Origin of the sequence: Leifsonia sp. McL0607 (assembly GCF_049993355.1) — a bacterium.
Taxonomy (GTDB): domain Bacteria; phylum Actinomycetota; class Actinomycetes; order Actinomycetales; family Microbacteriaceae; genus Leifsonia.
Window position 1 is genome coordinate 2896180 of sequence record NZ_CP188253.1, and the last position, 20737, is coordinate 2916916.

At 68.4% G+C, this 20737-nt stretch carries 20 protein-coding genes and 3 pseudogenes; 16 read left to right on the top strand and 7 right to left on the bottom strand.

Translation table 11 applies throughout. From position 1 onward, the window contains the following. The first annotated feature begins 2 nt into the window (after nt 1-2). From otsB to ilvC, 5 genes are all read left to right on the top strand, one after another. Nucleotides 3-833, top strand: a complete 831-nt coding sequence (gene otsB, locus ACPPVW_RS14005) for a trehalose-phosphatase (RefSeq protein WP_426623715.1) — start codon at nt 3-5, stop codon at nt 831-833. 72 nt (nt 834-905) lie between these two features. Further along, nucleotides 906-2600: a dihydroxy-acid dehydratase gene (gene ilvD, locus ACPPVW_RS14010; protein WP_426623716.1), complete on the top strand. Its 1695-nt coding sequence runs from the start codon at nt 906-908 to the stop codon at nt 2598-2600. A gap of 55 nt (nt 2601-2655) precedes the next feature. Further along, the gene (locus ACPPVW_RS14015) at nt 2656-4461 is read left to right on the top strand and encodes an acetolactate synthase large subunit (protein ID WP_426623717.1); all 1806 of its coding nucleotides are present in this window, start codon (nt 2656-2658) and stop codon (nt 4459-4461) included. 4 nt (nt 4462-4465) lie between these two features. After that, nucleotides 4466-4975 carry an acetolactate synthase small subunit gene (gene ilvN, locus ACPPVW_RS14020; protein WP_426623718.1) on the top strand — a complete coding sequence of 170 codons (510 nt, stop codon included), beginning with the start codon at nt 4466-4468 and terminating at the stop codon, nt 4973-4975. Between the two features lie 47 nt (nt 4976-5022). Beyond that, nucleotides 5023-6051: a ketol-acid reductoisomerase gene (ilvC, locus tag ACPPVW_RS14025; protein WP_426623719.1), complete on the top strand. Its 1029-nt coding sequence runs from the start codon at nt 5023-5025 to the stop codon at nt 6049-6051. A gap of 66 nt (nt 6052-6117) precedes the next feature. Here the strand turns inward: ilvC and ACPPVW_RS14030 are convergent, their stop codons facing one another. After that, a complete protein-coding gene (locus ACPPVW_RS14030; protein WP_426623720.1) occupies nt 6118-6306 on the bottom strand; it encodes a DUF1918 domain-containing protein in 189 nt (62 codons plus the stop codon). A 94-nt stretch (nt 6307-6400) separates the two neighbouring features. Between ACPPVW_RS14030 and ACPPVW_RS14035 the strand changes: the two genes are divergently transcribed. Then, nucleotides 6401-7132 (top strand): copper homeostasis protein CutC, encoded by a 732-nt coding sequence (locus ACPPVW_RS14035; RefSeq protein ID WP_426623721.1) that lies wholly within the window; start codon nt 6401-6403, stop codon nt 7130-7132. Here the strand turns inward: ACPPVW_RS14035 and ACPPVW_RS14040 are convergent. From ACPPVW_RS14040 to ACPPVW_RS14050, 3 genes are read right to left on the bottom strand one after another with little or no spacing between them, the layout of a single operon-like run. Further along, nucleotides 7098-7271 carry a hypothetical protein gene (locus ACPPVW_RS14040; RefSeq protein WP_426623722.1) on the bottom strand — a complete coding sequence of 58 codons (174 nt, stop codon included), beginning with the start codon at nt 7269-7271 and terminating at the stop codon, nt 7098-7100. The two genes, ACPPVW_RS14035 and ACPPVW_RS14040, sit on opposite strands and share 35 nt — an antisense overlap. A gap of 32 nt (nt 7272-7303) precedes the next feature. Next, nucleotides 7304-8101 carry a hypothetical protein gene (locus ACPPVW_RS14045; protein WP_426623723.1) on the bottom strand — a complete coding sequence of 266 codons (798 nt, stop codon included), beginning with the start codon at nt 8099-8101 and terminating at the stop codon, nt 7304-7306. Further along, on the bottom strand, nt 8098-8424 hold the full coding sequence (locus tag ACPPVW_RS14050; protein ID WP_426623724.1) for a PadR family transcriptional regulator: 327 nt from the start codon (nt 8422-8424) through the stop codon (nt 8098-8100). Before ACPPVW_RS14050 ends, ACPPVW_RS14045 begins: the two co-directional genes overlap by 4 nt. A gap of 142 nt (nt 8425-8566) precedes the next feature. Here ACPPVW_RS14050 and serA point away from each other — a divergent pair, with 142 nt between their 5' ends. The 7 genes and pseudogenes from serA to ACPPVW_RS14085 all read left to right on the top strand — a co-directional run bounded on the left by serA (nt 8567) and on the right by ACPPVW_RS14085 (nt 15393). Continuing rightward, nucleotides 8567-10159, top strand: a complete 1593-nt coding sequence (serA, locus tag ACPPVW_RS14055; protein WP_426623725.1) for a phosphoglycerate dehydrogenase — start codon at nt 8567-8569, stop codon at nt 10157-10159. A 122-nt stretch (nt 10160-10281) separates the two neighbouring features. After that, nucleotides 10282-10683, top strand: coding sequence for a YciI family protein (locus ACPPVW_RS14060; RefSeq protein ID WP_426623726.1), 402 nt, complete (start codon nt 10282-10284; stop codon nt 10681-10683). A 6-nt stretch (nt 10684-10689) separates the two neighbouring features. Continuing rightward, nucleotides 10690-11952 carry an RNA polymerase sigma factor gene (locus ACPPVW_RS14065; protein ID WP_426623727.1) on the top strand — a complete coding sequence of 421 codons (1263 nt, stop codon included), beginning with the start codon at nt 10690-10692 and terminating at the stop codon, nt 11950-11952. A gap of 279 nt (nt 11953-12231) precedes the next feature. Further along, the gene (locus tag ACPPVW_RS14070) at nt 12232-13287 is read left to right on the top strand and encodes a 3-isopropylmalate dehydrogenase (protein WP_426623728.1); all 1056 of its coding nucleotides are present in this window, start codon (nt 12232-12234) and stop codon (nt 13285-13287) included. Nucleotides 13288-13310: 23 nt separating this feature from the next. Further along, a complete protein-coding gene (locus tag ACPPVW_RS14075) occupies nt 13311-14441 on the top strand; it encodes a branched-chain amino acid aminotransferase (protein WP_426623729.1) in 1131 nt (376 codons plus the stop codon). 93 nt (nt 14442-14534) lie between these two features. Next, nucleotides 14535-14904 (top strand): annotated as a pseudogene (locus ACPPVW_RS14080) (ketopantoate reductase family protein); the annotation flags it as partial. A gap of 159 nt (nt 14905-15063) precedes the next feature. Then, nucleotides 15064-15393 (top strand): ketopantoate reductase family protein, encoded by a 330-nt coding sequence (locus tag ACPPVW_RS14085; RefSeq protein WP_426626307.1) that lies wholly within the window; start codon nt 15064-15066, stop codon nt 15391-15393. On the opposite strand, the gene ACPPVW_RS14090 is transcribed toward ACPPVW_RS14085, so the two are convergent. Then, nucleotides 15390-16682, bottom strand: a complete 1293-nt coding sequence (locus ACPPVW_RS14090) for an IS256 family transposase (RefSeq protein WP_426623730.1) — start codon at nt 16680-16682, stop codon at nt 15390-15392. The two genes, ACPPVW_RS14085 and ACPPVW_RS14090, sit on opposite strands and share 4 nt — an antisense overlap. A 77-nt stretch (nt 16683-16759) precedes the next feature. Here ACPPVW_RS14090 and ACPPVW_RS14095 point away from each other — a divergent pair. Then, a pseudogene (locus tag ACPPVW_RS14095) lies at nt 16760-17371 on the top strand (IS3 family transposase); the annotation flags it as partial. 10 nt (nt 17372-17381) lie between these two features. Here the strand turns inward: ACPPVW_RS14095 and ACPPVW_RS14100 are convergent. Beyond that, a complete protein-coding gene (locus ACPPVW_RS14100; protein WP_426623731.1) occupies nt 17382-17558 on the bottom strand; it encodes a hypothetical protein in 177 nt (58 codons plus the stop codon). A 241-nt stretch (nt 17559-17799) separates the two neighbouring features. Here ACPPVW_RS14100 and ACPPVW_RS14105 point away from each other — a divergent pair. After that, nucleotides 17800-17955: pseudogene (locus ACPPVW_RS14105) on the top strand (zinc finger domain-containing protein); the annotation flags it as partial. Nucleotides 17956-18139: 184 nt separating this feature from the next. Here the strand turns inward: ACPPVW_RS14105 and ACPPVW_RS14110 are convergent. Beyond that, nucleotides 18140-19225, bottom strand: coding sequence for a GNAT family N-acetyltransferase (locus ACPPVW_RS14110; RefSeq protein WP_426623732.1), 1086 nt, complete (start codon nt 19223-19225; stop codon nt 18140-18142). A 389-nt stretch (nt 19226-19614) separates the two neighbouring features. Here ACPPVW_RS14110 and ACPPVW_RS14115 point away from each other — a divergent pair, with 389 nt between their 5' ends. Next, nucleotides 19615-20697 (top strand): branched-chain amino acid ABC transporter substrate-binding protein, encoded by a 1083-nt coding sequence (locus ACPPVW_RS14115; RefSeq protein WP_426623733.1) that lies wholly within the window; start codon nt 19615-19617, stop codon nt 20695-20697. Nucleotides 20698-20737: the final 40 nt, after the last annotated feature.

A 20737-nucleotide genomic window follows, 5' to 3' on the forward strand; every position in this document is an offset into this window, starting at 1 on the left:
GCATGACTGACACCACCCCCTCGCACGCCGTGCCCCCGTCGGCCGCCGTCGCCCTCGCGACCGCCGTGGCGGAGCTCGCACGAACGGAGCGCCTCCTTCTCGCCCTCGACTTCGACGGCACGCTCGCCCCCTTCGTCGACGTCCCGAAGTCGGCGCGTGCGCTGCCGCAGGCCAAGGCCGCGCTCGACCGGCTCGAGGCGCTCCCGGACACCTGGGTGGCCTATGTGTCGGGCCGACCGCTCTCGAGCCTCGAGACCGTGACGGAGGCCGATGCGGACGCGCTGCTCATCGGGTCGCACGGCGTCGAGATCCGGTTCGGCCGCGATGGCGTATCCCTCGATCTGACGGACGACGAACGCGCGACCCTCGAGCAGCTCGGGCGTGTGCTCGGCGCCCTCGTCGAGAGCGTCCCCGGCACGCGGCTCGAAGTGAAGCCGGTCGGCTTCGGCGTGCACTACCGGCTTCTGGACGGGGACGGCGGAGCCGACGTCGTCGCGCGCGCCCACCAGGCTGCGGCCGGTGTCGGCGACGCCCTGACGATCCGCGACGGCAAAGACATCATCGAGTTCTCCGTGCGCGGTGCGAACAAGGGCGACGGCATCCAGCGGCTGCGGGAGTACACGCGGGCGACCGCCGTGCTGTTCGCGGGCGACGACGTCACCGACGAGGACGGCTTCGCCGTGCTGCGCACCGACACAGGCGACCTCGGGGTCAAGGTGGGGGAGGGCGAGACGGCGGCGCAGTTCCGCGTCGCCGACGAGCGCGCGATCGCGACCCTGCTGACCCTGCTGGCCGACGCGCGCGGTGCGACGCGGTCGTCCTCCACAGCCTGACGGCGGCGTCGGTTCTCCACGGCCCCGGACACAGGGGACGAGCGGACATCCAAACGGTCCTAGAGTTGTCACATGCCAGAGATCGATTGGAAGCCGCGTTCGCGCGTCGTCACGGACGGGATCGAAGCCACCACCAGCCGCGGAATGCTGCGAGCCGTGGGAATGGGCGACGCCGACTGGGAGAAGCCCCAGATCGGCATTGCGAGCTCGTGGAACGAGATCACGCCCTGCAACCTCTCGCTCGACCGGCTGGCGCAGGGCGCGAAGGAGGGCGTGCACTCCGGCGGAGGCTATCCGCTGCAGTTCGGCACCATCTCGGTCTCCGACGGCATCTCCATGGGCCACGAGGGCATGCACTTCTCGCTCGTCTCGCGCGAGGTCATCGCCGACTCGGTCGAGACGGTGATGATGGCTGAGCGCCTCGACGGAACGGTGCTGCTCGCCGGCTGCGACAAGTCGCTGCCCGGCATGCTCATGGCGGCGGCCCGGCTCGACCTCGCGGCCGTCTTCCTCTATGCGGGTTCGATCGCCCCCGGCTGGGTCAAGCTCAGCGACGGCACCGAGAAAGACGTCACGATCATCGACTCGTTCGAGGCCGTCGGCGCGTGCAAGGCAGGCAAGATGAGCGAGGTGGACCTCAAGCGCATCGAGTGCGCCATCGCTCCTGGCGAGGGCGCGTGCGGCGGCATGTACACCGCCAACACGATGGCCAGCGTCGCCGAGGCCCTCGGCATGAGCCTTCCAGGCTCCGCGGCGCCGCCCTCGGCCGATCGGCGTCGCGACTACTTCGCCCACCGCTCCGGCGAGGCCGTCGTCAACCTGCTCAGGCAGGGCATCACCGCCCGCGACATCCTCACCAAGAAGGCGTTCGAGAACGCGATCGCGGTCGCGATGGCGTTCGGAGGTTCCACCAACGTGGTGCTGCACCTGCTCGCGATCGCGCACGAGGCCGACGTCGACCTCACGATCGACGACTTCAACCGCATCGGCTCGAAGGTCCCGCACATCGGCGACCTCAAGCCGTTCGGCACGTACGTCATGAACGACGTCGACCGCCACGGCGGTGTCCCCGTCGTCATGAAGGCCCTGCTCGACGCCGGCCTGCTGCACGGCGACTGCCTCACGGTCACCGGCAAGACGGTCGCCGAGAACCTCGCGGAGATCAAGCCGCCCGCGCCCGACGGCACCGTCATGCGCTCACTCGACAACCCCATCCACCCCACGGGCGGCCTGACCATCCTCAAGGGCTCGCTGGCTCCGGAGGGCGCCGTCGTCAAGACGGCCGGTTTCGACGCCGACGTCTTCGAGGGTCCTGCCCGGGTCTTCGAGCGCGAACGTGCGGCGATGGACGCGCTGACCGAGGGGCGCATCACCGCGGGAGACGTCGTCATCATCCGCTACGAGGGCCCGAAGGGCGGCCCGGGCATGCGTGAGATGCTTGCGATCACCGCGGCCATCAAGGGCGCGGGGCTCGGCAAGGATGTACTACTATTGACCGACGGACGATTCTCAGGCGGCACAACCGGCCTGTGCATCGGCCACATAGCACCCGAAGCGGTGGACGCAGGTCCCATCGCATTCGTGCGCGATGGTGATCTGATACGGGTCGATATCGCGGCTCGCTCCCTCGACCTACTGGTCGACGAGTCAGAGCTGACCGCCCGCCGAGAAGGCTGGGCGCCTCTTCCTCCGCGCTATACCCGTGGCGTTCTAGCGAAGTACTCCAAGCTCGTGCGCTCCGCCGCGGAGGGCGCGGTCACGGGGTAGTCCTTCGCCTCGACCCAGCTCCATCAACCACTCGCACGTAAGGGATCGATAAGGCATGACGCCGGATGCAACCCCCAGCACAGTGTTGCCGTCCGCGACGCCCGGAAAAGCGTCGCCCGAAATCCTGACCGGCTCCAAGTCGGTCGTCCGCACCCTCGAGCTCCTCGGCGTCACCGACGTCTTCGGGCTGCCGGGTGGTGCGATCCTCCCCATCTACGACGCGATCATGGACTCGTCCACGATCCGTCACATCCTCGTCCGGCACGAGCAGGGCGGCGGCCACGCGGCCGAAGGCTACGCGTCGGCCTCCAACAAGGTCGGCGTCGCGATGGCGACCTCCGGCCCCGGCGCGACGAACCTCGTCACCGCGATCATGGACGCGCACATGGACTCCGTGCCCGTGGTCTTCATCACGGGCCAGGTCTTCTCCACCCTGATGGGGACAGACGCGTTCCAGGAGGCCGACATCGTCGGCATCACGATGCCGATCACGAAGCACTCGTTCCTGGTCAAGAAGGCCGAGGACATCCCCGCGACCATCGCCGCGGCGTATCACATCGCCGGCACCGGGCGCCCGGGGCCCGTCCTCGTCGACATCACCAAGGACGCGCAGCAGAACGCGGTGCCGTTCGTGTGGCCGCCCAAGATCGACCTCCCGGGGTACCGGCCGATCACCAAAGCGCACGGCAAGCAGATCCTCGCCGCCGCGCAGCTCCTGGCGGAGTCCAAGAAACCGGTCCTGTATGTCGGCGGCGGTGTGATCCGGTCGCAGGCCTCGCAGGAGCTGCTCGAGCTGGCCGAGACCACCGGGGCGCCGGTCGTGACCACGCTGATGGCGCGCGGGGCGTTTCCCGACACGCACCAGCAGCACCTCGGCATGCCCGGCATGCACGGCACGGTCCCCGCGGTGCTCGCCCTTCAAGAAGCCGACCTCATCGTGTCGCTCGGAGCGCGCTTCGACGACCGGGTCACCGGCAACACCTCCCTCTTCGCGCCCAATGCGAAGATCGTGCACGTCGACGTCGACCCTGCCGAGATCTCGAAGATCCGCACCGCCGATGTTCCCATCGTCGGCGATGCCAAAGACGTCATCGTCGATCTGACTGCGGCCTTCCAAGAGGCCACCCGCGGTGCAGAGGCCGGTCTGGTCGAATGGTGGACCTACCTCAACGGGCTCCGCGAAGAGTTCCCGCTCGGGTACACCTCGACCACCGACGGCCTGCTCGCTCCGCAGCACATCATCCAGCGCATCGGCGAGCTCACCGGACCGGAGGGCATCTACACCGCCGGCGTCGGACAGCACCAGATGTGGGCCGCGCAGTTCATCAAGTACGAGCGCCCCAACTCCTGGCTCAACTCGGGCGGCGCTGGCACGATGGGCTACTCGGTTCCCGCGGCGATGGGCGCCAAGGTAGCCCAGCCCGACCGGGTCGTGTGGGCGATCGACGGCGACGGTTGCTTCCAGATGACGAATCAGGAGCTGGCCACCTGCACGATCAACGACATCCCGATCAAGGTGGCGATCATCAACAACTCGTCGCTCGGGATGGTGCGGCAGTGGCAGACGCTGTTCTACGACGGCCGCTATTCCAACACTGACCTCAACACGGGCCACGACACCGTGCGGGTGCCCGACTTCGTGAAGCTCGCCGAGGCGTACGGCGCACTCGGCATCCGCGTCACGAAAGAAGAAGAGGTCGACGCCGCGATCACGCTCGCGCTGGAGACGAACGACCGTCCGGTCGTGATCGACTTCGTCGTCAGCGCCGACGCCATGGTGTGGCCGATGGTCCCGCAGGGCGTCAGCAACAGCTACGTGCAGTACGCCCGCGACCACAGCCCCGCCTTCGGAGAGGAGTGAATCTATGAGCAGCCACGTTCTGAGCCTCCTCGTCGAGGACAAGCCCGGTCTGCTGACCCGGGTCGCAGGCCTGTTCGCGCGCCGCGGGTTCAACATCAACTCGCTCGCGGTGGGCACCAGCGAGGTCGAAGGTCTCTCGCGCATCACCGTGGTCGTCGACGTGGAGGAGCTGCCGCTCGAGCAGGTCACCAAGCAGCTCAACAAGCTGATCAACGTCATCAAGATCGTCGAGCTCGAGCCGACGCAGTCGGTGCAGCGCGAGCACCTCCTCATCAAGGTCCGCGTCGATAACTCGACGCGCTCCCAGGTGCTCGAGGCGGTCAACCTCTTCCGCGCCCGCGTCGTCGACGTGGCCACCGACGCCCTCGTCATCGAGGTCACCGGCGACAGCGGCAAGACCCAGGCGCTCCTCAAGGTGCTGGAGCCGTACGGGATCAAAGAGATGGCCCAGTCGGGCCTCCTCGCGATCGGGCGCGGCGGCAAGTCCATCACCGAGCGAGTCTTCAAGAACTGAACCCGCCCTCGGGCATCAGAACCACATCAAGAAGGAGAACCCACAAAGTGGCTGAGATCTACTACGACAACGACGCGGACCTCTCGATCATCCAGGGCAAGAAGGTCGCGGTCATCGGCTACGGCTCGCAAGGCCACGCGCACGCGCAGAACCTCCGCGACTCGGGCGTCGAGGTCGTCGTCGGCCTCAAGGAAGGCTCCAAGTCCAAGCCCAAGGCCGAGGAGGCCGGCTTCCGCGTCCTCTCCGCCGCCGAGGCGGCCAAGTGGGCCGACGTGGTCGTCATCCTCGCGCCCGACCAGGTGCAGCGCAACCTCTACGCCGACGACATCCAGGCAAACCTCGAAGAGGGCAACGCGCTCGTGTTCGGCCACGGCTTCAACATCCGCTTCGGCTACATCGAGGCCCCCGAGGGCGTCGACGTCATCATGGTCGCCCCCAAGGGCCCTGGCCACACGGTACGCCGTGAGTACGAGGCCGGCCGCGGCGTCCCCGTGATCGTGGCGGTCGAGAAGGACGCGACGGGCAATGCCTGGCCGCTCGTCCTCAGCTATGCCAAGGGCATCGGCGGACTGCGCGCCGGCGGCATCAAGACCACGTTCACCGAGGAGACCGAGACCGACCTCTTCGGCGAGCAGGCCGTGCTCTGCGGTGGCGTCTCGCAGCTCGTCCAGTACGGCTTCGAGACCCTCACCGAGGCCGGCTACCAACCGCAGGTCGCCTACTTCGAGGTGCTCCACGAGCTCAAGCTCATCGTCGACCTCATGTGGGAGGGCGGCATCGCCAAGCAGCGCTGGAGCGTCTCCGACACGGCCGAGTACGGCGACTACGTGTCCGGCCCGCGCGTGATCGACCCGCACGTCAAGGAGAACATGAAGGCCGTTCTCTCCGACATCCAGGACGGCACGTTCGCCAAGCGCTTCATCGCAGACCAGGACGCGGGCGCTCCCGAGTTCCTGGCGCTCCGCGCCAAGGGCGAGCAGCACCCCATCGAGGCCACCGGCCGCGAGCTGCGCAAGCTCTTCGCCTGGAACGCGTCGGACGATGACGACTACGTCGACGGCGAGGTCGCGCGCTGATCCGTCAGATGCGCATCACGGCATCCTGAGAGGGGCCGCACCGAACGGGTGCGGTCCCTCCGTCGTTCACGCCGCACTGTGCTCGATGACCGTGTCGGTGCCGGGGTAGACGAGCGTCTCGTGGCCGTCGTCGAACCGAACGAGATAGGGCGGGGCGCCGTCCGTGCCGCGCACCTCCACCACCTCGCCGTGGCGGTCGACAGACTCCACCGTGGCGCCCCGGATGCAGATCCGGTCTCCGATCGTCGCCTGCATGATGGCCTCCTTCCGCGGGCCTCACCGGGTGTGGTCCCTCACCGCCGACGCTACGCCAGCCGCCCGCGTCCGGGAATGCCGCTATCGTGACAGCATGCCCCTCCACAGCGCCGCCGTCGAGATCGCCGTCCAGGACGTCGTCGGTGCGCGCGTCGCACTCGCGGAGGGCGCTGACCGGGTGGAGCTGTGCGTCGCGCTGGGTCTCGGCGGCCTCACGCCGTCCGCCGGCCTGGTCGAGGCAGCCATCGCGGAGGCGGCAGGGGCTGGACGGACCGGATTCGTCCACGTCCTGGTCCGCCCCCGCGGTGGAGGTTTCGTCTACGACACGGACGAGCTCGAGACGACCCTCGCGGACATCCGCTTCGCCCGGCGGGCCGGGGCGGGCGGCGTCGTCGTCGGGGCTCTCGATGAGGCCGGTCGCATCGACCGGGACGCGGTCGAGCGCTTCGTGGAGGCGGCAGGCGACCTGGACGTCACCTTCCATCGCGCCTTCGACACCCTCGCCGACACCGCCGCGGCGGCCGAGGCACTCATCGCGCTCGGAGTCGCTCGCGTGCTGACCTCCGGAGGTGCAGAGCGCAGCATCGACGGTGTCGACCGGCTGCGCACGCTGGCCCAGCAGGTGGAGGGCCGCCTCCAGGTGATGGCGGGCGGGGGAGTGCACGTACAGGACATCCCCGCACTGACCGCCGCGGGAGTCGACGCCGTGCACCTCTCGGCTCGCCACACCGTCTCCGGCGCGCCGAGCGGCCCGGGCGGCGGCGACGCCCGCTACGACATCACCGACCCGGTCACAGTGCGCGAGGCGGTCGCCGCCACGCGGTGACCGCGCCCCATCCGGCCGCAGCGACGACCCCCGCGGTCACGGCCCAGGTGATGAGGCCGCCGAACGAGAGCGTCAGGCCGTGCGACACCCACACCGCGCACAGCAGGGTGACCAGCAGAGGCATAGCGGCCAGGGCCACGGCCCAACCGGCTCCAGCCCGGCCGGTCGCGATCAGGTAGCCTGCGGCTCCGAGTGTCCAGCGAGGATGACGGCGAGGGCGAGGTCGTCGCGCCACAGGGTGGCCTCGTCGAAGCCGGTCAGCGTGGTGGTCGCCCGCACGCTGATCGCCACGAAACCGATCGCGACGGTCGCGACGAGTGCGCCGAGCAGGCCCGCGCGCCGCGAGAACGGCCCGTGCGCACCGCGATCGCGCCGGGGCCTGCCGCTCCCGCGCATGGCGGCCGCGGCTCCGAGCAGCGTCAGGAAGACGAACGTCGTCCAGCTCGGGAGTACGGAGATCGCGTCCTCCATGCCGTCGATGCGCCACGAGAAGGCGGCTCCGAAGATCGGCACGACCACGATTCCGGTCGCGATCGCGGCCGACAGCGTCCAGCGTGCGGCAGTGCGCAGCCGGAGCAGTTCCAGGAGGAACGCGCAGACCCAGAACATGAAGACGACCGCGGCCGGTGTCCGGAGCGGTCCGACCGGCCACGGGCCCGGCGGGACCTTGGTCAGCTGCCCGAGCTCGCCCGTCACGATCGCGAACACCGAGAAGGCGGCGGCGATCCCGAGCGCGGCCGAACCGGCGGCGACCCGGGCTTCGACGGGGACGCTCGTGGCGATCGCGCGGATCCGTGCCCGCCAGCCGTTGAGCAGCAGATCGGCGACCTCGCCGGCCCGGGGCCGCGTGCGACCCTCGTCCTCCGCCCGTTCGAGCAGTGTTCCGAGCACGGCCTCCGCATTGACGGATCGCCATCCGGAGGGATACGCGCGCAGGACTCGACGATAGCGTCGCTCGAGGGCGCTCACGCGATGACTCCGTCGAGTCGCCGGCGGACGAGCGCGACACCCGCCGCCATCCTCTCGGCCTCCGCCCGGAGGGCGATCCGGCCTGCGTCCGTCAGGGCGAAGTAGCGACGCGGCCTCCCGTCGACGACGTCGTCGCCGTCCGCGCGAACGAGTCCTTCGGACGCCAGGCGGTCGAGGGCGGCGTACAGCGTGCCGACCTGGATCGTGACGCGCCCCTCCGTCGCTGCCTCAGCGTCCTTGATGATCGCGTAGCCGTGCAGTCGATCGCGGGCCAGCGCAGCGAGGATGTAGAAGCTCGGCTGCCTGAGCGGGGTGATACGCATGATGGGAACCATATATCGATGAGTTGAGTATCGCGTACGCGGCGAAAGCGGCCCGTGCCCTCCCGCTAGAGTTAAGCAACCCGCGCACCGCCGACTGCTGCGCGCCTTCTCCCAAGCCAGCCTCCCTGTAAGGAACTGCCACGTGACAAAGCCGGTCGTGCTGATCGCCGAAGAACTTTCGCCCGCTACTGTCGACGCCCTCGGGCCGGACTTCGACATCCGCGACGTCGACGGCACCGACCGGTCGGCCCTGCTCTCCGCCGTCGCCGACGCGGACGCCATCCTCGTGCGCTCCGCGACCAAGGTCGATGCCGAGGTCATCGCGGCTGCGGCGAAACTGCGGGTGATCGCGCGTGCCGGTGTCGGGCTCGACAACGTGGACATCAAGAGCGCCACGAACGCCGGCGTCATGGTCGTCAACGCGCCGACCTCCAACATCATCTCGGCCGCCGAACTCACGGTCGGCCACATCCTGAGCCTCGCCCGCCACATCCCCGCGGCCCACAACGCACTCGCGCAGGGGCAGTGGAAGCGCTCGAAGTACACCGGGGTCGAGCTGTACGAGAAGACCGTCGGCATCATCGGCCTCGGCCGCATCGGCGCTCTCATCACGGCGCGACTGCAGGCGTTCGGAACCAAGGTGATCGCGTACGACCCCTACGTCACGAGTGCCCGCGCACAGCAGCTCGGCGTGCAGCTGGTGAGCCTCGACGAGCTGCTCACCGACGCCGACTTCCTCACCATCCACATGCCGAAGACGCCCGAGACGACGGGGATGATCTCCGACGACCAGCTCGCGCAGATGAAGCCGACGGCCTTCATCGTCAACGTCGCCCGCGGCGGCCTGATCGACGAGGATGCGCTCTACCGGGCGCTCAGCACCCACAGCATCGCCGGTGCGGGGCTCGACGTGTTCGTGTCCGAGCCTCCGACCGACTCCCCGCTGCTCGGGCTGGAGAACGTCGTGGTCACGCCGCACCTCGGCGCGTCGACCGACGAGGCCCAGGAGAAGGCCGGTGTCTCGGTCGCCCGGTCGGTGCGCCTGGCGCTCTCGGGCGAGCTCGTCCCCGACGCCGTCAACGTCGCAGGCGGCGTCATCGATCCGTACGTCCGTCCCGGCATCCCGCTCGTCGAGAAGCTCGGCCAGGTGTTCTCGGGCCTGGCGCACAGCCCGCTCACCAGCGTCGACGTCGAGGTGCGCGGCGAGCTCGTCGACTACGACGTGAGCGTTCTCAAGCTGGCGGCGCTCAAGGGCATCTTCACCAACATCGTGAGCGAGACCGTCTCGTACGTGAACGCGCCGCTCCTCGCCGAGCAGCGCGGCATCGAGGTGCGGCTCATCACCGACTCGGTGAGCGAGGAGTACCGCAACCTGATCACGCTGCGCGGCGCTCTGAGCGACGGCTCGCAGGTATCGGTGTCGGGCACGCTCACCGGCACCAAGCAGATCGAGAAGGTCGTCGAGATCAACGGCTACGACGTGGAGGTGCCGGTCGCCGAGCACCTGATCGTCATGGTCTACGACGACCGCCCCGGCATCGTCGCGATCTACGGCCACGAGTTCGGCGAGGCCAAGATCAACATCGCGGGCATGCAGATCGCCCGGACGTCCGCCGGCGGCAAGGCGCTCAGCGTCCTGACCGTCGACTCGCGCGTGCCCGAGGGCTTGCTCGACAAGGTGCGCGTCGCCATCGACGCCGACCTCCTGCAGGAGATCGACATCACCGAGGCCTGAGTCCCGCCTCCGTGCCCCTCGAGATGTTTCTGTCGCGCGCTGTCGATTCCGGCGGTTGACTTGCGTCGTAGGGGTGTCGATGTCCTACCGGATCGACTTCCCATCGAAGTGAGGAGACCACCATGTCCGACGAATACGTCCTGCTCATCCACGAGCCCGACTGGGATCCGGACTCCATGACGCCCGACGAGTGGCGGGAGGCCATGTCCGGCCACCAGGCCTTCCAAGAGGCTGTCGCCGCGGCCGGCGAGCGCGTCGTCGCCACGAGCGCCCTCCAGCCGATCGCCAAGGCCACGAAGATCACCCCGCGCGCCGACGGCGACCCGCTGATCACCGACGGGCCGTTCAGCGAGACCCGCGAAGTCGTCACCGGCTTCTACAGCTTCACCGCGTCGAGCCCCGAGGAGGCCAGGGAGCTGGCCGCGCTGGTGCCGACCGGAGGCTGGGTCGAACTGTACCCGGTGCTGGTGCTCGACCTCGTCCCCTCAGCCCGCGTTCACAACCTCACGGGGAACTACAGCTAGGGCGGGATGACGGCGGCCGACCGGATCGAACGCGCATACCGCGAGGACGCCGCCCTGATCCTCGGGGCGGTCGCGCGCACGACGGGCGACCTCCTGCTCGCCGAGGACGCGGTGCAGGAGGCGTTCGCCCGCGCGCTCGCGGAGGCTGCGGGCGGGCGCGAGCCGGCCAACCCGGCCGCCTGGATCACGACAGTGGCACGCCGCGTCGCCGTCGATGCGGTTCGGCGCGACCGCACGTCGTCGCGGGTCGCCCCGATGCTCGCCGCGCAGGTCGCCCTCGCCGAGCGGGCGGCCGTCGACGACGCCGTGGAGGAAGGTGCGTCGGTGTTCACCGGAGACGAGCGCCTCGAGCTGATCCTGCTGGTCGCGCATCCCGACCTCACGCAGGAGGCGCGGGTCGCCCTCGCGCTGCGGCACGTCTGCGGCGTTCCGACAGCCCGGATCGCCGAGGCCTTCCTGGTCTCCGAGCCCACGATGGCCGCCCGCCTCACGCGCGCAAAGAAGCGCATCCACGACTCCGGCATCCGCTTCTCACTGGAGAACCCGGCGATGGTCCCGGCGCGGATGCCGGACGCGCTCACGACCATCTACCTGCTCTACACGGCGGGCCATGCGGCCGCGAACGACTCGCTGTGCGGCGACGCCATCGCTCTCGCCCGCGACGCGCATCGGCTGACCCGCGAGCCGGAGAGCGCCGGGCTGCTGGCCCTCCTTCTGCTCACCGAGGCCCGTCAGGCCACCCGGTTGACGCCCGACGACGAGTTCGCGACGCTCCGGGAGGCCGACCGCTCCCGCTGGGACGTCGCGCTCATCGCCGAGGGCGAGCGTCTCGCTACGGAGGCGCTGACCGGCGCGGGCGAAGGCGGCGACGGCCGCTACGCGCTGCAGGCGGGCATCGCGGGGCTGCACGCGATCGCGTCGTCGTGGGAGGCCACCGACTGGCCGGCGATCGTCCGTCTGTACGACGGGCTGGTGCGGGCGTGGCCGAGCGCCGTTGCCCGACTCGGTCGGCTGGTCGCGCTGGGACACAGCCCCGACGCCGGTCCGGAGGTCGCTCTGGCCGGGCTCGACGCCGACTCCGCACTGTTCGACGGTCCGCTGGCTGCACGCGCGCACGCCGCCCGTGCGGAGCTGCTGCGGATCGCCGGTGCGAATGCGGAGGCGGCCGCGGAGCTGCGCCGCGCCATCGCAGCCTCGGACGACGACCGCACCCGGCGGTCCCTGCAGCGGCTGCTCGACTCTCCGGGCGCCGACGGGTCACGCGCGTGACGGGTCGTCGTCGCCCGTCGCCGTTCAGTCGTGCTTCGAGAGACGCTCGACCAGCGCGACCTGCGCGCCTGACCTCGCCCCGAGTCGCCGCGCGCGACTCCGGCGAGAAGGCGCCCAATGCGCCCGAATCGGGCGAGAACGCGCAGAATCGGGCGAGAACGCGCAGAATCGACCGCTTCGTGCGCGTCTCATCGCCGAGCCACCCGCTCCGCGCGGGGGCCGAGCGGGCGGCGATAGTGTTAGGTGAACCGTCGGCCCACCGATCAGTGCAGGAGCGTCATGAGCACAACCGTCCAACTCGCCGTCATCCCCGGGGACGGAATCGGTCCGGAGGTGATCGCGGAGGCGGTCAAGGTGCTCGACGCGGTGACCGCCGGGAGCGATCTCGCGTTCGAGAAGTCGCACTTCTCGCTCGGCGCCGACCGCTACCTGGCCACTGGCGACGTGCTCACCGATGACGACCTGATGGCTATCGCCGGCCACGACGCCATCCTGCTCGGCGCCGTCGGCGGCAAGCCGGGTGACCCGCGGCTCGCCGGCGCCAACATCGAGCGCGGGCTGCTGCTGAAGCTGCGCTTCTCGCTCGACCACTACGTCAACCTCCGCCCGACCACGCTCTTCCCCGGCATCACGAGCCCGCTCGCGAGCCCGGGCGACGTCGACTTCGTAGTGGTCCGCGAAGGCACTGAGGGGCCGTATGTCGGCAACGGGGGCGCAATCCGGCGGGGCACGCCGCACGAGATCGCCAACGAGGTCTCCGTCAACACGGCCTACGGTGTGGAGCGCGTGGTGCGCTACGCGTTCGAGCAGGCCGAGCACCGCCGCAAGAAGCTGACCCTCGTGCACAAGACCAACGTGCTGACGTTCGCGGGAGGCCTCTGGAAGCGGATCGTCGACGCGGTCGCCTCCGAGCACCCCGAGGTGGCCGTCGACTACCTGCACGTCGACGCGGCGACGATTTTCCTGGTCACGGATCCTGCTAGATTCGATGTGATCGTCACGGACAACCTCTTCGGCGACATCCTCACCGACCTCGCGGCCGCGATCAGCGGCGGCATCGGACTGGCCGCCTCGGGCAACATCAACCCCGCAGGCGAATTCCCGAGCATGTTCGAACCGGTTCACGGATCGGCCCCCGACATCGCCGGCCAGCAGAAGGCCGACCCCACCGCCGCGATCCTCTCCGTCGCGCTCCTCCTGCGCCACCTCGGCGCCCGGGAGCTCGCGGAGCGCGTCGAGCAAGCGGTGACGTCCGACCTGGCCGCCCGCAGCGGCGCCGCGCGCACGACCTCCGAGATCGGCGACGCGATCGCGGCCAGCGTGGCGCAGAATTGACGCATCGCAGTAAAGGACACTCAATGACCTCCACCAGTATCAACCTCACCTCCGGCCCCTCCGAGACCGCCGGGCTCCTCTGGAACGTCACCCGCAACGAGTCGGCACGCAACGCGGCCGAGCGTGACGAGATCCTGGCGAACCCCGGCTTCGGCAACCACTTCACCGACCACATGGTCGACCTGTGCTGGTCGGCCAAGGGAGGCTGGCACCGACCGCGGGTCTCCCCGTACGGGCCGATCCAGCTCGACCCCTCAGCGGCCGTGCTGCACTACGCGCAGGAGGTCTTCGAAGGGCTCAAGGCGTACCGGCACGCGGACGGCTCGATCTGGAGCTTCCGCCCGGAGGCCAACGCGGCGCGTATGCAGCGCTCGGCGTACCGGCTCGCGCTTCCCGAGCTGCCGGTCGAGCACTTCCTCGACGCGCTCAAGCAGCTGGTCGCGGTCGACGGCGACTGGGTGCCGGATCGCGAGGAGACCAGCCTCTACCTCCGGCCGTTCATGTTCGCCAAGGAGGCGTTCCTCGGGGTGCGGCCGGCCAACAAGGTGGCCTTCTACCTGATCGCCAGCCCTGCGGGCGCCTATTTCTCGAGCGGCGTGGCGCCGGTGTCGATCTGGCTGTCGGACCACTGGTCGCGTGCCGGCAAGGGCGGCACGGGAGCCGCCAAGACCGGCGGAAACTACGCGTCGAGCCTGCTTCCCCAGGCGGAGGCCGCCGAGCACGGCTGTGCGCAGGTGCTGTTCCTCGACTCGATGGAAGGGAAGTACGTCGAGGAGCTCGGCGGCATGAACGTCGTTCTCGTCTACAAGGACGGCACAGTGGTCACCCCCGAATCCGACAGCATCCTTGAGGGCATCACGCTCGACTCGGTGCTGCAGCTCGCGCGCGACCGCGGTCATACCGTGGAGCGTCGTCGCGTGACGATCGACGAGTGGCGCGACGGCGTGGAGTCCGGCGACATCGTCGAGGCGTTCGCGTGCGGCACCGCGGCGGTCATCACGCCGATCGGCGAGCTGAAGTCCGACACGTTCACCGTCGGCGACATCACGGCGCCCCCCGGGGAGTTGACGATGTCGCTGCGCAAGGAGCTGACCGACATCCAGTACGGCCGCGAGCGCGACCGCCACAACTGGATGATGCGCCTCGACGCCTGACCGGCGAGACGTGAGCAATCGCGCAAATCCCGCCGAGGATTCCCGCGATTACTCACGTCTGAGGGCCGCGAGCGGGGTGGCTACGATCGTGCCATGAGCGCTCCCGAACCTGTCTTCGCCGTCGTCGGCCCCGGGGCCGTGGGCGGCCTGCTCGCGTGGCTGCTGAGCCGGGCTGGTCACGACGTGGTCGCGGTCGGTCGCCCGGCGACGGTGGAGGCCCTCCGCGCGAACGGCATCGAGGTGCGCAGCGCCACGTTCGGCGACGCCGTCGAGCGCGTCTCCGCTTCGACCGAGGTGCCGCAGCGCGGCGAGCGTGATCGTCGCCACGAAGGCCTACGGGCTCGACGACGTCCTGCCGGGCATCGTGGCAGCACAGCCGGTCGAGGTGCTGTCCGTCCTCAACGGCGTCGAGCACATGGCGCCGCTGCGTGCCGCGCTGCCGGAGGCCGCCGTCGCCGGCGGCTCGGTGACGGTCTCCGCCCTGCGCGCCTCCACCACGGTGATCGACCACCGCAGTCCGTTCCTGAACATCGAGGTCCCGGAGGTCGCGGGCGAGTTCGCCGCCGTGCGCGCCCTGTCAGGGGCGGGGCCGCGTGTGCGGACAGGCGGGACGGAGGCCGAGGTGCTGTGGGCCAAGTTCCGGCTCCTGTCGGCGCTGGCGCTGCTGACCTCCTACTGGCGGCAGTCAGCGGGGCCGGCGCTGAGCGAGGACCCCGAGCTGACCGAGGCGGTCGTATCGGAGATCGTCGCGTGCTCAGTGGCGGAGGGCGTCCCGATCTCGGCGCTCGACCTGGTGCGCGCGCTGCACAGCGTGCCGGGAGGTCTGCGCACGTCGCTGCAGGAGGACCTCGCCGCCGACCGGCCGAGCGAGCTCGACGCGCTCGGCGGCGCTCTCCTGCGCATCGCAGCCGGGACTATCTCAGTAACGGTGTTTCCGGCGGTTTTCATTTAGTAGGTCTCCGCGGCCGGCCAGCGGTCTGCGAAGGTGATGGCGAACGCGTTGAGAGCAGGTTTCCATCGCATCGTCCATCGGACTCGTCCCGCACCGGTCGGGTCGAGTGATCTGGTGACAAGATACAGGCACTTGAGCGCCGCCTGCTCTGTCGGGAAGTGTCCTCTGGCGCGCACCGCACGCCGGTATCGGGCGTTGAGGGACTCAATCGCGTTCGTCGAGCAGATCACCCGGCGAATCTCGATGTCGTAGTCCAGGAAGGGGATGAACTCCTCCCACGCGGACTCCCAGAGCCGGATAATCGCCGCGTATTTCTTGCCCCACTTCTGGTCGAGCTCTTCCAACGCGGCCCGAGCGGCGTTCGGGCTCGGAGCGGTATAGATCGGCTTCACATCGCGTTTGAGCGCATCCCAGTCCTTCTTCGACGCCAACCGGAACGTGTTCCGGATCAGGTGGATGATGCACGTCTGCACCGTCGTGAGTGGCCAGACGTTGCCGACAACCTCGGGCAAACCCTTCAGACCATCGCAGACGAGGAAGAACGTGTCACGCACCCCACGATTCTTGATGTCGGTGAGGACACTCATCCAGAACTTCGCACCCTCACCGCCGGTCCCAGCCCAGAGTCCGAGGACGTCCTTCTCGCCAGCGAGGGTGACTCCGATCGCGGCATAGATCGGCCGGTTCGCGACCTGCCCGTCGCGGATCTTCACCACGATCGCATCGATGAAGATCGCCGCATAGACCTCCTCGAGCGGCCTGGCGGACCATTCGTTCATCTCGTCGATCACCTTGTCCGTGATCCGGGAGATCGTCTCCTTCGAGACCGAGGCACCATAGATCTGAGCGAAGTGCGCCGAGATCTCACCAGTGGTGAGCCCGTTCGCATACAACGACAGGACGATTTCCTCGACCCCGTTCAACCGACGTTGGCGCTTCTTCACGATCTTCGGCTCGAACGACCCATCGCGATCCCGCGGCACATCGATCGTGACCTGCCCGGTCGCTTCGGTCAGCACGGTCTTCGGCCGAGTCCCGTTGCGCACGTTTCCGCTCTCACGGTCGAGGTCAGCCCGGTTCTTCTCATGGCCGAGGTGCTCGGTCAGCTCCTCGTTCAGCGCGGTCTCGAGCACGTTCTTCGTGAACAGCTTCAGCAACCCGTCCGGGCCCGTCAGAGCCAGACCCTGCTCTTTGGCCAGCCGCACCAGCTCGGCCGCCGCAGCGGCCTCCACGGAACGGTCATCATCATGGTGTTTCTTCGGACTCACAACATCCAGTGTCGTCGTCATCACAGCACCTTCCCCGCCACACATCACACGCAGCGCGTCAGGCCGGAAACACCGCTAAATCCACAGTCCCCTTGACACGCTCGCGGGGCAAGAACGGCAAGAAACCCGGCCCAGCCGTCCACGATGATCTCTGCACCGTCACGGACGAGGACGGGCGACTCCGGCACGAGTTCACCGCTGACGGGCCGAACCAGCTCTGGCTGACCGACATCACGGAGCACAAGACCGGCGAGGGCAAGCTCTACCTCTGCGCGATCAAGGACGTGTTCGGCAACAAGATCGTCGGCTACTCCATCGACTCCAGAATGAAGTCGAGCCTGGCCGTCAACGCACTCAACAACGCCGTCGCGATGCGCGACGACGTTGCCGGCTGCGTAATCCACAGCGACCGCGGGTCGCAATTTCGAAGCCGGAAGTTTCTGCGCGCCCTGACCCGACACCGCATGGTCGGATCAATGGGCAGAGTCGCCTCCTGCGGCGACAACGCCGCAATGGAAAGCTTCTTCAGCCTCTTGCAAAAGAACGTCCTCAACCGCCGCGCCTGGACCACCCGCGAGCAGCTGCGCATCGCGATCGTGACCTGGATCGAACGGACCCACCACCGCCGCCGACGACAGGCCGCGCTCGGCCGTTTGACCCCAGTCGAATTCGAGGTCATCATGAACACGCCCGTCGCACTGGCGGCATGACTACAACCTGTCACCTATCCGTGCAGCAGACCCCGATAAGCGCGATGCCAAGAGCTTCGCACTCCTCCAGCACGGCGGCGTTGTATGCGTCTTCGTCAGGAAAATGGTTCTTCGGAGCATTGCGGCCCTCATCAGAAAACGGATCAACCTGCAGGGCGGCTCGAACCCACTTTGCCCCAGCACTCATGAAGCTTCTCCTTGTAGAGACTGTGTGCTCGCCTCCAACGGCAGAACATTCCGCCTTCGAGCCTATCGACACATGCACCTAGACAGATCGCGGTGGACCTATCCATTAGCGGCGCTACCGAGCTGGGTCTGCTTTGCCCACGCCGAGTGTGTTTCCACGCGGCCGCGGTTCAGCTAGCTCGTTCTCCCATCTCGTGAAGACCGTGAGCGTGGAGGACGTCAACGTGACGTTTCGCGAGTAATCGGGCTACTTCGCGCACAGCCTCAACGTCTACGGGCAGAGCGGCAAGCCCTGCCCGTGCTGCGGCACGCCGATCGTGCGCGAGCGTTTCATGAACCGCTCGTCGCACTTCTGTCCGCACTGCCAGCGGCTGCGCACGCCCCGCACACCGGCCTGACGTTCAACCCGTAACTCCGGAACCCTGGCCGTCGCAGTCCGGCGGCCTCCGGAGTTACGGCATCCCGGCCGGCGTGTCGCCCGGAGTCTCCGGTATTGCTGCAATTCCGGAGGTTCGGTGCACCACGCCGGCGATCCGTCGGTTCCTCCGGAGAAGCGGTCGTGAACAACCGCAATCTCCGGAGTCAGTCGCGCCGCCTAAGCGTCTTCTGCCAGTGCCCGGTGAGTGAGTGCAGCCGGAAGCCGAAGGCACGGTTGATGGCGAGCATCGGGACGTTCTCGTCGGCGTTCCACGTCAGCAGCCGCGCGATATGCGGGGCGTGGACTGCGAGCTCGTGGATGTTCTGCAGCTTGACGAGCGTGCCGAGCCGGTGTCCCCGATGCGGAACGGCGACCAGTGTGTCGTACTGCTCCGCCTTGTCGCCGTCGGCCGGCACCGCGATCTCGGTGTAGGCGGCGAGTTCGGCGGAGGCGACGTGCTGCGCCGCGGTCACCAGCAGCGGCTCACCGCGGTCCGCGAGCTCGCGCTCCTGGGCACGCACCCGGTCGCCCGTCCACACTTCGCGGTCGAGCGCGATGCCGCTCTGCGGCACATCGATCGTCATCCGCGCCTTGAGCGCCGCGAACCGTTCGAGGAGCTCGTCGGGAGCGTGTCCCAGCCACGACACGGCGCGGTAGCCGCTAGCGGAGGCGGCCGTGCTCGCCAGGCCGGCCTCCCGTGCCGGCGAGAGTGGGAGCAGCAGCTCGCTCGACCGTTCGACCTGGCCGAGACGAAAGCCGTGCCGCAGCGCGAAACGCACGTCGGGCGATTCCGAGGGCAGCCCCGCCGAGCCGGAGGGCGCTCGGACGACGGACACACTGTTGCCGAGAGTGCGCACCGGATGCTCGGTGTACGCGCTCACCACACGCCGCCCGCCCTCGGCGGCCAGCTCTTCGCCCGCCGCCAGCAGCGCGGTGCCGATGCCGCGGCCGCGGGCCGCCGGTGCGACATCGATCAGCAGCGAGACGGTCTCGGCGTTCTTGTCGAGAGGGAAGTCGGCTTGGACACGTCCGACGATCACGTCGTCCTCGATCGCGACGAGCAGGATCTTCTCCTGGTACTCCTGCGCGCGGAACGATGCCAGCGCCTCCTCGGCCGTCTCGACGAAGTCGTCGGCCTCCCAGAGTGCGACGCTGACCCCGTTGAGCACACCGACAAGCTCTTCGAACGCGGAGGAGTCAGGCGTTCCGAGTGTCGCGGGGGGAGTCAGCCGCTCGATGCGCACCGCCACCTCCCGCTGTCCTGATCCGAAAGACGGTGTCGGTCCGCGATTGGCGTTTTCGGATGTGCGGCGAACCATAAACACTAACTCCGTTTCAGATCGCTGTGAAGAGCTGCGCCCGGTTTGGTTTCGATCGTGTAAATCTGGTCGGAAATGGCGGGTGCAAATGCTTGCGGCGCATGTAGTCTCAGCACACATATTCGTGGTGCGACGAGGCAATCACGCCGCGTTCGACACGGATTCACGTCGAGAGGCAGAAGATGCTAGGAAAGAAAGTCACGATCGGTGCGGCTGTTGCAGCGTCAGTCGCACTGCTCCTCGTGGGATGTGCCAACCAGCCGTCCACGGGGGGTTCCACCAGTTCCAACGCGAAGGTGAACATCCCGGCCATCACCTCCGTGAGCACCCCCAAAAACGCGGTCCTCCCCGCGGGCGACGGAAAAGCGACGTGCCCCTCGGGTCTGACCATCGCCTATGTCGGCGCCGAGACCGGCCCCAACGCCCAGCTCGGCATCAACATCTACAACGGCATCCAGCTGGCCATCAACCAGCACAACCAGGCCAACAAGGGCTGCCAGGTCGGCTTCAAGAAGTTCGACACCGAGGGTGACCCGAACAAGGCGACCGGCCCGGTCACCCAGGCGGTCAACGAGGCCGACATCGTCGGTGTCGTCGGCCTCCCGTTCTCCGGCGAGTCGAAGGCGACCGGCAACATCTTCGAGCAGCAGGGCCTCGTGCACATCACCCCGTCGGCCACGAACCCGGCACTGACCCAGAACGGCTGGAAGACCTTCTTCCGCGGTCTGGGCAACGACGCGGTCCAGGGTCCGGCGGCGGCGAAGTTCCTGACCGACAAGCTGAAGGCCAAGAAGGTCTACCTGGTTCAGGATGACTCCGACTACGGCATCGGCCTCGGCACGACCACCTCGAAGGCGCTCGGCGACGCGCTCGTCGGCACCGACAAGGTGACCACCGGCCAGAAGGACTTCTCGGCCGTGATCTCGAAGATCATCAACGCCAAGCCGGACGCGGTGTACTACTCGGGCTACTACGCGGAGGGCGCTCCGTTCGACCAGCAGCTGGTCAACAAGGGCTACACCGGCACGTTCGTCGGCCCCGACGGAGTGAAGGACGACCAGTTCATCAAGCTCGCCGGCGACGCGTCCAGCAACGCGTACTTCACCTGCCCCTGCATCCCGGGCGAGCTGATCCCGACGTTCGAGTCGGCGTACAAGTCGCTCGCGAACGCCGAGCCCGGCACCTACTCGATCGAGGGTTACGACGCCACCACCATCCTGCTCGCAGGCATCGACAAGGGCAAGATGACCCGTGCCGACCTGGTCGACTGGGTCAAGAGCTACGACGCCGACGGCCTGAGCAAGCACTACAAGTGGGACTCCACCGGTGAGCTCCAGGCGCCGACCGTCTACGGCTACAAGGTCGAGAACGGCAAGATCGTTCCGATCGGAACCATCGGATAACGCGCCACACGAAGGTGCCGCGGGCCACCGTGGCCCGCGG